13 protein-coding genes and 5 tRNA genes are annotated in these 14324 nt (G+C 39.5%); 1 reads left to right on the top strand and 17 read right to left on the bottom strand.

What is annotated here, in order from left to right; genetic code table 11:
* Positions 1-2: 2 nt before the first annotated feature.
* The 15 genes from EO111_RS04075 to EO111_RS04005 all read right to left on the bottom strand — a co-directional run bounded on the left by EO111_RS04075 (position 3) and on the right by EO111_RS04005 (position 13004).
* Positions 3-77, bottom strand: a tRNA-Glu gene (locus EO111_RS04075).
* Positions 78-87: 10 nt separating this feature from the next.
* Positions 88-163: transfer RNA gene (locus tag EO111_RS04070), tRNA-Lys, on the bottom strand.
* A gap of 6 nt (positions 164-169) precedes the next feature.
* Positions 170-244, bottom strand: a tRNA-Gln gene (locus tag EO111_RS04065).
* Positions 245-250: 6 nt separating this feature from the next.
* A tRNA-His gene (locus EO111_RS04060) sits at positions 251-326 on the bottom strand.
* 355 nt (positions 327-681) lie between these two features.
* Positions 682-2007 carry an FAD-containing oxidoreductase gene (locus EO111_RS04055; RefSeq protein ID WP_127010801.1) on the bottom strand — a complete coding sequence of 442 codons (1326 nt, stop codon included), beginning with the start codon at positions 2005-2007 and terminating at the stop codon, positions 682-684.
* Positions 2008-2339: 332 nt separating this feature from the next.
* Positions 2340-3188 (bottom strand): polyamine aminopropyltransferase, encoded by an 849-nt coding sequence (speE, locus tag EO111_RS04050; RefSeq protein WP_126941329.1) that lies wholly within the window; start codon positions 3186-3188, stop codon positions 2340-2342.
* Positions 3189-3191: 3 nt separating this feature from the next.
* The gene (locus tag EO111_RS04045) at positions 3192-3836 is read right to left on the bottom strand and encodes a hypothetical protein (protein ID WP_127010800.1); all 645 of its coding nucleotides are present in this window, start codon (positions 3834-3836) and stop codon (positions 3192-3194) included.
* Positions 3836-4267 (bottom strand): peptidylprolyl isomerase, encoded by a 432-nt coding sequence (locus EO111_RS04040; RefSeq protein WP_009353500.1) that lies wholly within the window; start codon positions 4265-4267, stop codon positions 3836-3838. Before EO111_RS04040 ends, EO111_RS04045 begins: the two co-directional genes overlap by 1 nt.
* Positions 4267-4968 carry a ThiF family adenylyltransferase gene (locus tag EO111_RS04035; protein ID WP_127010799.1) on the bottom strand — a complete coding sequence of 234 codons (702 nt, stop codon included), beginning with the start codon at positions 4966-4968 and terminating at the stop codon, positions 4267-4269. The genes EO111_RS04040 and EO111_RS04035 overlap by 1 nt, the downstream gene beginning before the upstream one ends.
* 1 nt (position 4969) lies before the next feature.
* On the bottom strand, positions 4970-5344 hold the full coding sequence (locus EO111_RS04030; protein WP_009353501.1) for a VOC family protein: 375 nt from the start codon (positions 5342-5344) through the stop codon (positions 4970-4972).
* Between the two features lie 63 nt (positions 5345-5407).
* On the bottom strand, positions 5408-8572 hold the full coding sequence (locus EO111_RS04025) for an AAA family ATPase (RefSeq protein ID WP_127010798.1): 3165 nt from the start codon (positions 8570-8572) through the stop codon (positions 5408-5410).
* Entirely contained in the window at positions 8569-9927 is a 1359-nt protein-coding gene (locus EO111_RS04020) for an exonuclease SbcCD subunit D (protein ID WP_127010797.1), read from the bottom strand. The genes EO111_RS04025 and EO111_RS04020 overlap by 4 nt, the downstream gene beginning before the upstream one ends.
* Before the next feature lie 2 nt (positions 9928-9929).
* Positions 9930-10775, bottom strand: coding sequence for a deoxyribonuclease IV (locus EO111_RS04015; protein ID WP_127010796.1), 846 nt, complete (start codon positions 10773-10775; stop codon positions 9930-9932).
* 134 nt (positions 10776-10909) lie between these two features.
* Complete coding sequence (locus EO111_RS04010; RefSeq protein ID WP_009353504.1) at positions 10910-11329, bottom strand: Fur family transcriptional regulator; 420 nt, start codon at positions 11327-11329, stop codon at positions 10910-10912.
* 133 nt (positions 11330-11462) lie between these two features.
* Entirely contained in the window at positions 11463-13004 is a 1542-nt protein-coding gene (locus EO111_RS04005; RefSeq protein ID WP_127010795.1) for a DEAD/DEAH box helicase, read from the bottom strand.
* 178 nt (positions 13005-13182) lie between these two features.
* Here EO111_RS04005 and EO111_RS04000 point away from each other — a divergent pair.
* Positions 13183-13257: transfer RNA gene (locus EO111_RS04000), tRNA-Arg, on the top strand.
* A 243-nt stretch (positions 13258-13500) separates the two neighbouring features.
* Here EO111_RS04000 and EO111_RS03995 read toward each other — a convergent pair.
* Positions 13501-13875, bottom strand: coding sequence for a hypothetical protein (locus tag EO111_RS03995; RefSeq protein ID WP_126941313.1), 375 nt, complete (start codon positions 13873-13875; stop codon positions 13501-13503).
* Positions 13876-13927: 52 nt separating this feature from the next.
* Positions 13928-14305, bottom strand: coding sequence for a hypothetical protein (locus EO111_RS03990; protein WP_126940848.1), 378 nt, complete (start codon positions 14303-14305; stop codon positions 13928-13930).
* Positions 14306-14324: the final 19 nt, after the last annotated feature.

The raw sequence follows: 14324 nt of genomic DNA, 5'->3' as shown, positions 1-14324 counted from the left end.
TATGGTGACCCGTGGGGGAATCGAACCCCCGATACCGCCGTGAAAGGGCGGTGTCTTAACCGCTTGACCAACGGGCCATGTTGTAAATGGTGACCCACCCGCGACTCGAACGCGGGACACCCTGATTAAAAGTCAGGTGCTCTGCCAACTGAGCTAGTGGGTCATAAAATGGCAGGGGTGGATGGGATCGAACCATCGCATGTCGGAGTCAAAGTCCGATGCCTTACCGCTTGGCTACACCCCTGTGTTGTGGGGTGAGTAATGGGGATCGAACCCATGCATAACGGAGCCACAATCCGCCGTGTTAACCGCTTCACCATACCCACCACAGGATATTTATTCTGTTTAGCACTGTCGTGCCTTAGAACGATATTTAGTATATCAGTTAATTTTTTTTGTGTCAACCACTTTTTAAAAAACTTTTTTAACTGCTATCATATCTCATCCTCGATACTAAGCAATAAAATTATTGCTCTATCGCTGATGTTTTTAAAGTATATCAAAAAACTTTTTACATGTAAACCCCTTTTTTCATTTTTCTTTCATTTTATAACTAAATAGAGAAAGTTAAGGGTTTCCTAACTTTCTCTATTCTCTACATTCTTTTAAGGTATCATTATCTCTATTAATAGTTTACATCACATATCAGTTGACCTTATTGTGTATACACTATCTGTCTTTTTAAATTAACTTAGCTAGATCATTTAAGTTTTCAGCCATTGTAGGATGTGTAAAGATTTGGTCACGTAAGTATGTATACTTAATATCGTTGTCCATGGCCATTTTAATAATGTTAATTAACTCTTCAGAGTTTTTACCAAATAAGGTAGCTCCCAGGATTAAACCAGTGTCTTTGTTAACTGTTAACTTAAATACACCGCGTGGATCTTGGTTTACTGCATGACGCGGCATATTATTTACTGGTAATGCCACTGTCACCGCACTTGGATATTGTGCTTTCGCTTCTTCTTCATGTAAACCTACATGAGATAGAGCAGGTGTAATAAAAGTAGAATATGGCACGTGTGCACGATTGCCTAACTTATAACTTTCATCTCCGTGCAATACACGATTCACAATGCGGAAGTCATCAAGGGATACATACGTAAATTGTTGTCCTCCGTTCACATCACCTACGGCAAACACATTAGGAATAGATGTCATCAATGTATCATCCGTTACGATGGAGCCATTAGGACGAACTTGAATATCTGTATTCTCTAGGCCAAGCCCTTCTGTATTTGCTTTGCGACCTGTAGCATGTAACAATGCATCGAAGACGAACTCTTCTCCACTTTCAGTCACTACAACTACAGTATCACCAACGTTTTTAATTTCTTTTGTGACAGCGTTAAAGTGGAATCGAACGCCATCTTCTTCTAAATATTGTTGCGCCAACGCAGCTACATCTGCATCTTCACGTTTTAAGATTCTATCGCCACTTTCAAAAGCAGTCACCTCAGCACCTAAACGTGCGTATAAATTAGCGAACTCAATGCCAATGTTACCGCAACCAATGATACCTAATCGTTTTGGCAATGTAGGCAAAGCTTGTAGTTCAGTGCTGTTGTACACAAATTTAGATGTAGATAGACCTGAAATTGGAAGTACTACATTAGTAGCCCCTGTGTTGATGATGATAATTTCAGCTGTCAATGTTTCCACGCCATCTGCTGTTGTTACTTCTACTTCTTTATTGGAAGTAAATTTACCATGACCAGTATACACTGTTACATTTGGATTGGATGTTAACATGTTTAAGTTCTTCGCATTTAACTTTCCTACTACTGTATCACGAGTTGCCTTTGCAGCTTCATAGCTTTTGCCTTTATCCGCACCAACAATCATCGTTTTTGTTGGGATACATCCGATGTTGATACATGTACCACCGTACATAGCTGGATCTTGTTCAATTAAAGCGACTTGTTTTCCTTCTTTGCCAAATGTGGCAGCTAATGTTTTACCTGCTTTCCCAAAGCCGATAACGAGTAAGTCATATTGTTTCATTATAGTCTCCCCTTTTGTTAATTCACATGAATAAAAATATATTATATGTTTCATTGTAAATACAATATTGCTTTTATTGTATACCTATTCACTAGGAATTTCAATACTATATATCACAAATATTTTTCCAGCTCCATAGTTTCAGCAAGTTTTTTAACTAGCTGCACTTAGATACAGTATTTTAATATATCTACTTAGTGACAAAAATATCATGCGTTTACCTATTATTTATGAACTTGCCATGTTCGGTTGTATAACCCATACAAAAAACTAGCACTTTCACAAAGAAAGTGCTAGTTCGTCACTCACTATAGCACTCCTAGGTAAAGAGTTTATTCTGCAATTCGAGCTTGTAAATATTGTTTTACAAATGTTGGCAATACGAATGCAGATTTTTGGATGCCATAGTTATAGTATTTAGTTGTAAAATCTTGGGCACGATTTGGATCCCATTCTAATGGGTCATGTTTCTTAGATCCCATAGTAAAGCAATGCATACCTGTTGGATATAACGGAATGAATGCTGTATATAGGCGAGTCACAGGGAAATGTTTATTTACATAGTAAAATACATCAGATACTAGTTGTTGATGCATTACTGGAGATTCTGTTTGTTGTACAAATAAACCATCTTCCTTCAAGGCACGATATGTATTTTTATAGAATTCTTCTGTAAATAAACCTTCGCCAGGTCCGATTGGGTCAGAGCAATCTACGATAATCACATCATAGAAGTTTTCTTTTTCCGCTACATGACCAATACCGTCACCAATGGTTACCGTCAATTTTGGATCTTGGCGAATCATAGCGTCAGCAATAGATGGCAAATATTGTTTTGCCAATTCCACTACTTTACCATCGATTTCTACCATTGTCACTGTTTCTACACAGCTATGGCGTACACATTCTCTAGCCACGCCACCATCACCGCCACCGATGATCAATACATGCTTAGGATTTGGATGCAGGAATAACGGAATGTGGCTCATCATTTCATGATACACAAATTCTTCTCGTTCCGATGTTTGAAACACTCCATCTAACACAAGCATATTACCGTATTCTAAGCTATGAGCGACTTCTATGGTTTGAAAGTCGGATTTTCCAGAATATAAAATTTCATCCACTTCTGCGCATAACGCAAGATGAGGGGATTGCAGTTCTTTAATCCATTGTGTCATATCTTACTCCTCACATTGTGACTGGATGTATAAAAAGGCTCCACCCAGCAAATTATCTCGTAACCAACGGCGTAGTGAAAACGTTCGTTCCATGCCTTCATCATAGACAACACACCGTGTATCATCGTTGTTGACCTGCATAGACACGATAGGAACCCAATGCCATGTAGATAGGCCTTCTTCCTGTCCACGATGACGATTTAAAAAAGCAACAGGACAGTTCTGTTCCAAACCACGTTGGATAAAGGCTGTAACTTCTTCCACGCTATAAGGGCTTCCTTTCAAAGGGAAAATAGGTAGACGTTGCACCGCATAGGATAGATTGTGATCCTCCATATATTGGTTGACACCTTGTTCCCACCAAGTACTTTTATAGAGTCCACCACCATAGCGAGGGCGCACGTATTCCCATACTTGATTCATGCGTTCCAAGGCTTGATCACCGTCTGCAACAGTCTCAACAGGTAAATATCCATCGCGGAAAAGGACATAGGAAATCACTTGTGTCGCCGTTGTAGGACCACAACCAGCTAAGCGTTTCCACGCATCTTCGTACCACTCTTGGTCATACCCATAGGAAAAATTCCCATCCTTTTTCACTTGTAACCATTCAGGATGTTCTAACCGATAGCGTTTAATGCCTGCCATTAGTCTTCTACTACCTCAACAGTTTGCATGCGGTCACCTTGTTGGATTTTATCTACTACATCCATACCTTCGATAACTTGACCGAACACAGTGTGAACGCCGTCTAAATGAGGTTGTGGTTCGTACACGATAAAAAATTGGCTGCCCCCTGTGTTAGGTCCACGATGTGCCATGGATAAAGCACCACGAACATGTTTATGTGGGTTACCTTTAGTTTCGCATGGAATTGTGTAACCAGGGCCACCTACGCCTGTACCCATTGGGCAACCACCTTGAGCCACAAAACCAGGGATAACACGATGGAATTTCAAAGTATCATAAAATCCTTCTTTGATTAATTTTTCAAAGTTAGCTACTGTACCAGGAGCTTCGTTTTCAAATAATTCGATAACAATGTCACCGTATTCCATATGAATAATTGCTTTTTTCATTACTGTACCTCCAAAAAAGTTCTAATGACATGACCCGCTAAATGCAATCCTGCTACAGAAGGAACAAATCCACAGGAACCTGGACTTCTAGAGTCATCATCACGGTTCGGTGTCATCGGTTGTTCTGTAGAGAATAATACGGTTTGCTTTTTAATGCCACGACGACGCAATTCTTTACGCATAACTTTCGCCAATGGGCATGTATGGGTCTTACTAATATCTGTAATCTTCAATTGATCAGGCCACATTTTATTTCCTGTTCCCATAGAAGATATACAAGGTATATTTCTATTATAACACGTTTCGATGATAGATAGTTTAGCACTTACCATATCAATGGCATCAATGACAAAATCCGGATTAATATCGGCAATGAAAGTAGGATGACTTTCACCAGTATATACCATATCATAAGCCTCAATATGTAGATTAGGATTGATTGCTAAGGCTCTCTCTTTTGCGACCTCTACTTTACGTTGACCTACCGTGCTAGGCAAAGCAATAAGCTGACGATTAATATTGCTCACCGTCACTTTGTCACCATCGACAATAATTATATGCCCTACGCCAGAACGAACCAACGCTTCTAGGGCAAAGGAGCCTACACCACCGCATCCAAAAAGAAGGACTTTTTTACCTTGTAGGGTTTTAATTTTTTCTTCCCCTACCAACCATTGTAAGCGCGTTAACATATGTTCCATATTAATAGGCTCCTGCTGGGATAATTTCAGTCCAATATCCATCTGGATCAGCAATAAAATAAATGCCCATTGCTTCATTCTCATAGACAACGCAGTTCATAGCCTTATGTTTTGCTAACGCTCCTGCATAATCATCTACATAAAATGCCACATGGAATTCATTATCCCCTAAATTATAAGGACGCTCCCAATCACGTAGCCATGTCAATTCTAATCGATGCGGATTGGTACCATCCCCTAAATAGACGATTTTAAAAGATCCATCTTCTCCATCGATATGACCGACTTCTTCTAACCCTAATGCGTCTTTATAAAAGGATAAACTTGTATCCAAATCTTTCACGTTAATATTATTATGAGCAAAGCTAAATTTCATACTTCCTCCTTAATTCCTAGTAAATAACAGTATTATTCTAACATAGGTACTACGGGAATACAATCACTGCACTTGAAAGTAGGCCCTGCTTCCCTCATCCGTTTTTGTCACCACCAAGTGTGCACCAATTTGTTGTTGTAATTCTGGCACATGAGATATGATGCCTACCAATCGTCCTTGGGATTGCAATGCTACTAGTGTTTCCATTGCCACATCTAAGGTATCTGGATCCAAAGTTCCAAACCCTTCATCAATAAACATGGTATCCAAATGAATACCTCCCGCATAAGATTGAATGACATCCGCCAATCCCATAGCTAAACCTAAGGACGCTAAAAAGGTTTCTCCTCCAGACAACGTATTGGCAGGGCGGCTTGCCCCTGTATAGGCATCAAAGACAGCAATATCCAACCCCCGTGCGCCACGACCTCCTTCTTCTACCGATCGTTCCAATCGATAGCGACCACGACTCATATCATGAAGTCGTAGGTTCGCCGCACACAACACTTCTTCCAGGATAGCACCTAGTACATAGCGTTCAAAGCTGACCCCTTTCATACCTGAATCACCGCCATTGGCTAAATCGGCTAAGCCGAAGATAAATGCCCGACGATCCGACAATACTTTAGTGGACTCTTCCAACCCAGTAATTTCTTGTATTGTCTTTTCTTTAGCTAGAACTTGAGATTTCAGGGTACCAATAGTTTCCCCCAATTCTTTTAATTCCTGTTCTATTGTTTCCACAGCACCCTTGGCTATTTCCTCTGGCACTGTAGTATAGTTGGCTAAATCACTTCGCACTTCTTCTAACAGAGAGCTTAGTCGCAATGTTTCGTTGTTATAGACACTAAAGGTTTCTTTCCATGCTGGCAATTTATCAAATGCATGAGATTCCTGTTTAAATGCATCAATGGTAAGAGATTCCGCTGCTAACACTTGCTCGATTTCCTTGTCCAAGAATTCTATATCCTGCGCCATGCGATCCTGTTGTTCTTTAATAGTCCCTATTTCTGTGATGAGCGCCACCTTTTGTTCTTGGCTAGCTTGACGCGCGGCTTCTACCTCTTTACGGTCCGCTTCATACCGTTTCAGAGAATCTGCGAGATCTTTCACCTCAGCCGTATACGTTTCCACCGTAAAAGGAGCTATACTCTTTTCAATACGATGCATTTCTGTTGTCATGTGGTGAACATCTTGTTTAATCGTCTCTATCTGACCAGCTAAAGTAGTCAATTCCAGTTGTTTTGTATGAAAGTTAGCTTCTTCTACTTGTATTGCCTTATGTAATGTTTCTAATCTTTCTTCCAATTCTACTTTAGTGGTTTCAGCAACAACTAACTCATTTTGTATCGTTTTAAACGCTTGGTCTATGGTTTCTATATCTGCAGATACCTTCCACCATTGGAGGCGTTCAGCTACCCTATCTATGTCCTTGACTTGTATAGCCGATTCCAACATATTCCCCAAGTGAATAATAGCTTTTCTTTGCACACCTTCTGTTACATTTGGATAGCTTTCACATAAACGATTCCATTCTTTACTATATCGTTCTACTTCTTCTTCACTGTGGCTTAGCTTGGTTTCTATCGTTGCCACCTGTGTTTGACTAGCTTGGAACTCTCTGCGGAATCTATCTACCGTTTCTCTAACAATGTTTTCCGACGGGGCTTGTGCTAGTTGTGGATGTTCTAAGGAACCACAAACAGGACACGGCGAATCATCTTCCACTTGCAAACTCACTTCATAGGCTTGGTGTTGTCGTAATAATTGCTCATTATGATGATATAGACCTTCACGCGTCTTGCAGACCTGTCGTTCTTCCTCCAACTGTTGACTATGAAGATTTCTAGCATCCCAAGCAGTTTGGAGTTTGTTAACAACCCCCTTTAAGGAATCCCACCAACTCCGCAGTTCACTGGTACATAATTTTTCCTCACCTAAGGAAGCATAATTTTGTAACTCTGTCTTTATACCTTCTAATGTTTTACGATGCAACTCCAGCTCTGCCTGACTTGTAGTTACCTCCTGTTGTAGAGCCTGTTGTTGCTCCACTTGCTGTGCTTTCGAAGCCTCTATATCATTCCTTTTTGTCACAAGTTCGCCATACCACTCCACCTCTTGTTGCAAGGCCTGTAATTGGTGGTATTGCTCTTGTTGCTTTGCATACGTTTCCTCTTGAGCTATTAGCTGTTTCCACTTAGACTCTAAGGTTTGTAAACTTCCTTCCACGGACTGCAACGATGTTTTCAAGGCTTCTAATTTTTCTTTATCCGTTCTGAAAATATCTTGCAATTTCTCATAGTCTTTCATAGACCTCCGAACTTCTTGCAACCGTTCCCAACGTCTAATAGCCTCCCCTAATGCAAGATGCGCCGACTCTCCTTCTTGATGAGTAGCCAAGGCTTGACTGTATTGATCTTTGCGCGATACTAGGTTGGCATAGGTTTCGTACTTAGCATAGGCTGTTTGCAAAACATCGCACTGCTCCTGTTTCTCCTTACGTTCTTTTTCACGAATCCCTAATACAGCACGTTCTTCTTCCGTCAATGCCACTAAGTCCTGTAACGTATCTACTGTGTAGGTACTCAATAAAAACTCAACCTTTTGCAATGTATCTTGAATCCCTACGGTAGATTTAGTCAATTCTTCCTTCAATACATCTTGCATGCGTTTATACACAGAGGTTTTAAAAATCGTATGTAGCAATACTTCCCGTTCTGATGTGGGGGCTACTAACAATTTTCTAAAATCACCTTGCGGTAATAGGACAACTTGCAAAAATTGATCTACACGAAATCCAATGATCTGTTGTACATAGTCACGAATTTCTTGGGCTTTTGTAGCGAGTAATTTCCATTCTTCATCAATCCATTCACTGATAGAAGCAGTTGCTAATACCGTTCTTGTACCAGTGCCTCGTTTTTTCTGTAATTCTTGTTTTGGAGTTCGCTCCATCCTATATCGATGATCACCTACTTGAAACTCAAACACCACTGATGTAGGTGTAGTAGCATCTGCATAATCGCTACGCATATCAGATCCATCACGAAGGCCACCACTGGTTTGACCATATAGGGCATATACAATGGCATCTAATATACTTGTTTTTCCTGCCCCTGTAGGACCTGTAATCAAAAACATGGATTGATTTGCCAATACGGCAAAATCAAGGATTACTTTCTTAGGATACGGGCCAAAGGCAGTCATTTCTAATCGTAAGGGTCTCATGCTTCTTCCTCCCTTAATACACGATGCCACAAACCTTCCATATACTCTAATTCTTCTTGTGAAAGTTCTTCATTACGAGCTTCCTTAGCAAATTGGGCAAATAAATCTTTCTCATTTAATTCCTTGAATCGTTTAGCACCTGTTGTATCTCGCACCACTTCCATACGACCTACTAATTCTAATCGCATACAATATGGAAATACCTTTCGCAAGCGGCGCATTCCGTCCACTACAGGTGCCGTATCTAACAATCGTACTTCCACATAATCATTATGATGCCGTGTATGAAGACTTTCATCTGCTAGCAAATCGTCAAAATATCCCGTCAGGCTCACAAATTGGCGGCGTCCTACAATAGGAATCTCACTGATTGTTGTAGCTCCTTTGCCGTCTATATCAACAATAGTGAAACTTTTACTATACCCTACCTCGTCAAAGGAATAGGTCAACAAAGATCCACTGTAGCGAATATGGTCCACCCCAATCCGTTGTGGTCTATGCAAGTGACCTAAGGCAGTATATGTAAAATCTTTGAATACCGTTGTTGGAACTTGCCCAGAACCTCCTACTAACAGAGGCCGTTCCGACTCACTTTCAGCACCACCTGCCACAAAAGCATGAGCCATACAAAGACTGCGGTGTCCTTTAGAGCAACGCTTCGCATAATATGACCAATGTTCATAGGCATCTGCGATAGTCCAATTATATTTATTTGTATCAACACCTAACGCACATTCCGCAGTACCGACAACAGAAATCTCATCATTACCTTTATACGAAGAGTTGTCTAAATTTACAATATCTTCATTACTTAAAGAGGCAAATAAATCTGCTGATTCGCATTGCGTTCTATGTTTTTTAGATGCCTTAACAGATTCGATATGCTCTGTTATTTCTATCTTTTCATTTCCAACACCTTGCCGATTCAGAGCACTTTGCATATCACGCACCTCTCCGTAGGGCAATGCCCATACATCGAGTTGACCATACGCATCTTGGAAAGAGATGGGATTTATCCCTTGGTGAGCATGGCCTAACAAATGGATACCATGAGTTTCCCAAGCACTGTGACCCATCGCTAAGCGTGGTCCACTATCGTGATTACCTGAAATAGCCACCATAGGAATATTCTCGCTAAAAGCCAATCGATGGAGCACGGAATCCCATAATTCAATGGCCTCAATAGGTGGCACTGAGCGATCAAAGACGTCCCCACTGAGGACCACCAGATCAATCTGTTCTTCTTTCAGTAAAGGGAAAAATTGATGATCCAATATATGGGCTTGGTCCGTTGTTAAATGTTCGTTATAAAATAGTCGTCCTAAATGCCAGTCTGCTGTATGTAGTATGCGCATACTTACACCTCGTTTGCGTAAATCTCCCGTAAGATAGAAATTTCTTTCGCATATCCATCTAGTTCATTTGGCGTTTCTAGATAAAATGGTAAATGACGTAATTTTGGATGGGTAATGAAATTAGCAATGGCCTCAATGCCAATATGGCCTTCCCCAATTTTCTCATGTCGATCTTTATGGGCTCCCCTCGGATTTTTGGAATCGTTCAAATGCACCGCATGGATTCTGTCTAAGCCTACGAAATGGTCAAACTCCTCCAAAACGCCATCTAAATTTTCAATGATGTCGTAACCACCTTCGTGGATATGGCACGTATCTACACAAACTCCGATATATTCTTTATATTTTACGCCGTCAATGATGCGCGCTAGTTCTTCAAAATTACGACCTACTTCTGTTCCTTTTCCCGCCATGGCTTCTAATAAAACTGTCGTCTTCATACCTGGAAAAATCACTTCATTCAACATATCTACGATGTATTCAATGCCTTGGTCTACGCCTTGTTTCACATGGCTACCAGGGTGAAAGTTATATAAATGTCCTGGTAAATATTCTAGTCGCTCCAAATCTTCTCTCATAGAATTTTTCGCAAACTCACGCAAGCCTGGATCCGCCGCACATGCATTCAATGTATACGGTGCATGGCCTAGCAATTTGCCAAATTGATGTTCTTTCAGGAACGCATCTAAGGCTTTCATATCTGCTTCATCAAAGGCACGTGCCTTTCCACCACGTGGATTTCTCGTAAAATATTGAAATGTATTGGCACCAATGGATAATGCTTCCTTTCCCATATGTAAATAGCCTTTGCTGATGGATAAATGACATCCGATTGTTAATTGACTCATGTATAACTCCTTCTCTTGATGATTCACTATCTTACTTGTAAGTATATCATGTTATGACTATCTCTTTACAGGCATAAAAATAGAGGACAATTGTTTATATAAGCAATTATCCTCTATTTCTTTTACATGACTAATTAATGTGAGCTTTTACGCAAACATTCTGGACAAATGCCCTCAAAAGACACATGAAGTCCTGTAATTTCATATTCACTGTGGCGTGCCACTTCTTCTCTTAGACAGTTTACTTGTACATCATGTAAATCATTAATACGATTACACATTGTACAGCGTACATGCGGATGATTTCTTGTATCCCAGTCATAACGGCTACAATCATCGCCCAAGTCTAAGACGCGAACTAAACCAATGCGTTCAAAAATCTCCATCGTTTTATATACAGTCGCCAAGCTCATACTTGGATGGTCTTCCCGCAAACTTTGGTAGATCATTTCCGCAGTGGGATGGTTGTTTTCTGCGTAAAGAACATTATAAATGGCAATACGCTGTGGTGTCACTTTATAACCTTCTTCTCGCAATTTTTGTGCAATATCCATAAAGCACATCCTTTCCACTTGGAAGCTTAACTGTGAGATTAAAATACTATTACTCTATCTATATTATATCAGAAAGTTCATTCCCAAACAATAATCAGAATTGTTTAATTTTAAATATCGTTACTTAACGAAATTATTCTTTAAAATACGGCTTGAAACCGCTACCTTGATGCTTTTGTTGTTTTTGTCCATCACGAGAACGGCGCTCTCCACTATTGGAACGTTGACTACGATCGCGAGAGGAACGTCTTCTATCTGCGTCACGACGATCATCACGACGACGACCATCTCTACGACGATCATCACGGCGACGGCCATCTCGACGTCCACTGTCACGGCGACGACGTATGCGAAGTGGCGCTTCTTCTGTAATGCTAACAGGAGTTGTATCTGGCTCTTTTGTCAACAATTTCAAAGCAGCTGCTAATAATGTAACAGAATCGATATCATTCAATAATTCTTCTGCACTAGAACGATAACTTGCTAATTCTTCACGATTATCTGCTAAAGCAATCAATTTCTCTACGGCAATTTTTTGTTGTCCTTCTAATACTTCTCCCAAGGATGGAGCCTTACGGCGAGCAATTTTGCGTTTTGTCAAACGTTCAATGGCATGTAAATGCTCAATTTCACGTGGAATAACGAATGTCATCGCCACGCCTGCTTTACCAGCACGACCTGTACGACCGACACGGTGTACATAGCTTTCAGGATCTTGTGGCAAATCGTAGTTATACACATGCGTAACGCCACTAATATCTAAACCACGAGCCGCTACGTCTGTAGCTACTAAGATATCGATAGTACCTTCACGGAATTGACGGATGACAGAGTCACGTTTTTGTTGAGACAAGTCACCATGAATACCTTCTGCCATGTAACCACGTTTTTTCAATGCTTCTGTTACTTCGTCTACACGACGTTTTGTACGACCGAACACGATAGCCAATTCTGGCGCTTGGATATCTAGTAAACGGCACAATACATCAAATTTTTGACGATCTTGTACTTCGATATAATATTGTTCGATTAAATCCATTGTTACTTGTGTTGGTTTCATACGGATTAATGTTGGCTCTGTTAAGTATGTTTCTGCCAACTCTTGGATTGCTTTTGGCATTGTAGCAGAGAACAATAATGTTTGACGCTCTTTTGGAACAGCTGTCAAAATTTTATTGATATCATCTACGAAGCCCATGTTTAACATTTCATCCGCTTCATCCAAAATGACAACTTTTACATGGTCAAAAGAAATAGATTTTCGCTCCATGTGATCCATTAAACGACCAGGTGTCGCTACAATCACTTGTGGATGTTTTTTCAACATACGGAATTGACGTCCAATATCTTGTCCACCATAGATTGGTAAGGCTTGAATGTTAGTATGTTGCGCCATTTTATTTAACTCTTCCGCCACTTGAATTGCTAATTCGCGTGTGGGTGAAAGAATCAATACTTGTGGATCTTGGATTGTTGGATCCACTTGCTCTAACGCTGGGATACCGAAGGCAGCTGTTTTACCAGTACCAGTTTGTGCTTGACCAATCATGTCTTGACCGGACTTCGCCGCTGGAATGGCTTCACGTTGAATCGGTGTTGGCTCTTCAAATCCCATGTCGTTTAAAGCTCGTAAAATGGGTTCGCTAATTTGTAAATCTTCAAATTTAATTTGCATATATGAAAGGGTCCTCCTTTAAAATCTTGTTATGTATTATGCGAATTAGTATATTATATCACACTGGGCATCGGTTTGTATATCAAAGTATGATAGAGCACTATATGTTTCAATCCTTCACCATGAGGTTCCCTATTGTACTGACCATTATTTCATGGTATACTTTAACGGTATACATGCGCCTATAGCTCAGGGGATAGAGCGCCGGTCTCCGGAACCGGGTGCGCAGGTTCGATTCCTGCTAGGCGCACCATTGATATAACTGGATTCTCACTATTCTTGAGAATCCATTTTTTGTATTTGAGCCCAATTTTGAGCCCAATTTGAGCCCAATTTGAATTGAGTTTTGAGCCCAATTTTGATTTCCAGCTTCATTTCTTTGGATGCATAATTTTCCAGAATTAAAAGTAGAAAAAATAAGAACAAGTCGAAATATAACTCATCTGAAATTTACATATAATAAAAAGGCTTCTGATTAGAATCCTTTTTATGTATCTTATTTGCTTTTTGCTAATTCTTGTAACTCTTCTTTAGAAAGTGCTTTATCTTTGACTTTATTGTAAATATTACCATCAGATTCTACAATTTTACTTTCTTTAATTTTGTAAAATCCATAGTCAACTTCTAAAACTTCTTCTTTTAATTCGCCTGTATTACTTTTAAATAAATCTGTTTTATTTTTTTTATCATAAAAATATCTATTAACAATAAACGTTTTATTTCCTTTTCTTTCTACAGAAATATATGTATAACCATTATCACTAGCCCACGTTCCAACAAATTCATCAGCTACACTAGATGAACCACAGCCAGTAATAAGTGCGGTAACTGCTAAAATGACAGCTGCTAGTAAAATAGATAATTTTTTCATATCCTTTCTCCTTTTTAAAATGATATTGGATTGATTGTATTAGTAGGCCTTTTTATTTATTCTTTTCATGCAGTTGAAATATCTCTTCCTTAGAAAATACTTTTTTGTCTATTTTTTTAAAATAGGAATTATGTTCATCTATCAGTTTACTATCTTTTAAGTTATAAAATCCATTATTAATGGTTAATGTATTATCCTTTAGCTCTCCAAAATATTTTTTATTTGAATTTACATTGTTATCAAAAAAGAAATAATGATTCATTGTAAATGTTTTATCACCTGTCTTTTCTATGGTAATAAAAAATCCATTGCTATCTTTTTCGGAAGCCCATGTTCCCACAAATTCATCAGCAACACTTGATCCACATCCAGAAATAATTGCTGCCACAACTAAAATAACAGCTGCTAGTAAAATAGATAACTTTTTCATATCCTCTCTCCTTTTTAAT

This window comes from Veillonella sp. CHU594 (genome assembly GCF_003992265.1).
Taxonomy (GTDB): Bacteria; Bacillota; Negativicutes; order Veillonellales; family Veillonellaceae; genus F0422.
Note: the sequence above shows the minus strand (reverse complement) of the source record. Positions and strands in the feature narration are given on the sequence as shown.

Bases quoted from the DNA above. Each gene is read 5' to 3' on its own strand.
- EO111_RS04030 (WP_009353501.1), bottom strand. From the start codon at position 5,344: ATGAAATTTAGCTTTGCTCATAATAATATTAACGTGAAAGATTTGGAT.
- EO111_RS04045 (WP_127010800.1), bottom strand. From the start codon at position 3,836: ATGGCAGGCATTAAACGCTATCGGTTAGAACATCCTGAATGGTTACAA.
- EO111_RS03995 (WP_126941313.1), bottom strand. From the start codon at position 13,875: ATGAAAAAATTATCTATTTTACTAGCAGCTGTCATTTTAGCAGTTACC.
- EO111_RS03990 (WP_126940848.1), bottom strand. From the start codon at position 14,305: ATGAAAAAGTTATCTATTTTACTAGCAGCTGTTATTTTAGTTGTGGCA.
- EO111_RS04025 (WP_127010798.1), bottom strand. From the start codon at position 8,572: ATGAGACCCTTACGATTAGAAATGACTGCCTTTGGCCCGTATCCTAAG.
- EO111_RS04015 (WP_127010796.1), bottom strand. From the start codon at position 10,775: ATGAGTCAATTAACAATCGGATGTCATTTATCCATCAGCAAAGGCTAT.
- EO111_RS04035 (WP_127010799.1), bottom strand. From the start codon at position 4,968: ATGGAACATATGTTAACGCGCTTACAATGGTTGGTAGGGGAAGAAAAA.
- EO111_RS04010 (WP_009353504.1), bottom strand. From the start codon at position 11,329: ATGGATATTGCACAAAAATTGCGAGAAGAAGGTTATAAAGTGACACCA.
- EO111_RS04055 (WP_127010801.1), bottom strand. From the start codon at position 2,007: ATGAAACAATATGACTTACTCGTTATCGGCTTTGGGAAAGCAGGTAAA.
- EO111_RS04040 (WP_009353500.1), bottom strand. From the start codon at position 4,267: ATGAAAAAAGCAATTATTCATATGGAATACGGTGACATTGTTATCGAA.
- EO111_RS04005 (WP_127010795.1), bottom strand. From the start codon at position 13,004: ATGCAAATTAAATTTGAAGATTTACAAATTAGCGAACCCATTTTACGA.
- EO111_RS04020 (WP_127010797.1), bottom strand. From the start codon at position 9,927: ATGCGCATACTACATACAGCAGACTGGCATTTAGGACGACTATTTTAT.
- speE (WP_126941329.1), bottom strand. From the start codon at position 3,188: ATGACACAATGGATTAAAGAACTGCAATCCCCTCATCTTGCGTTATGC.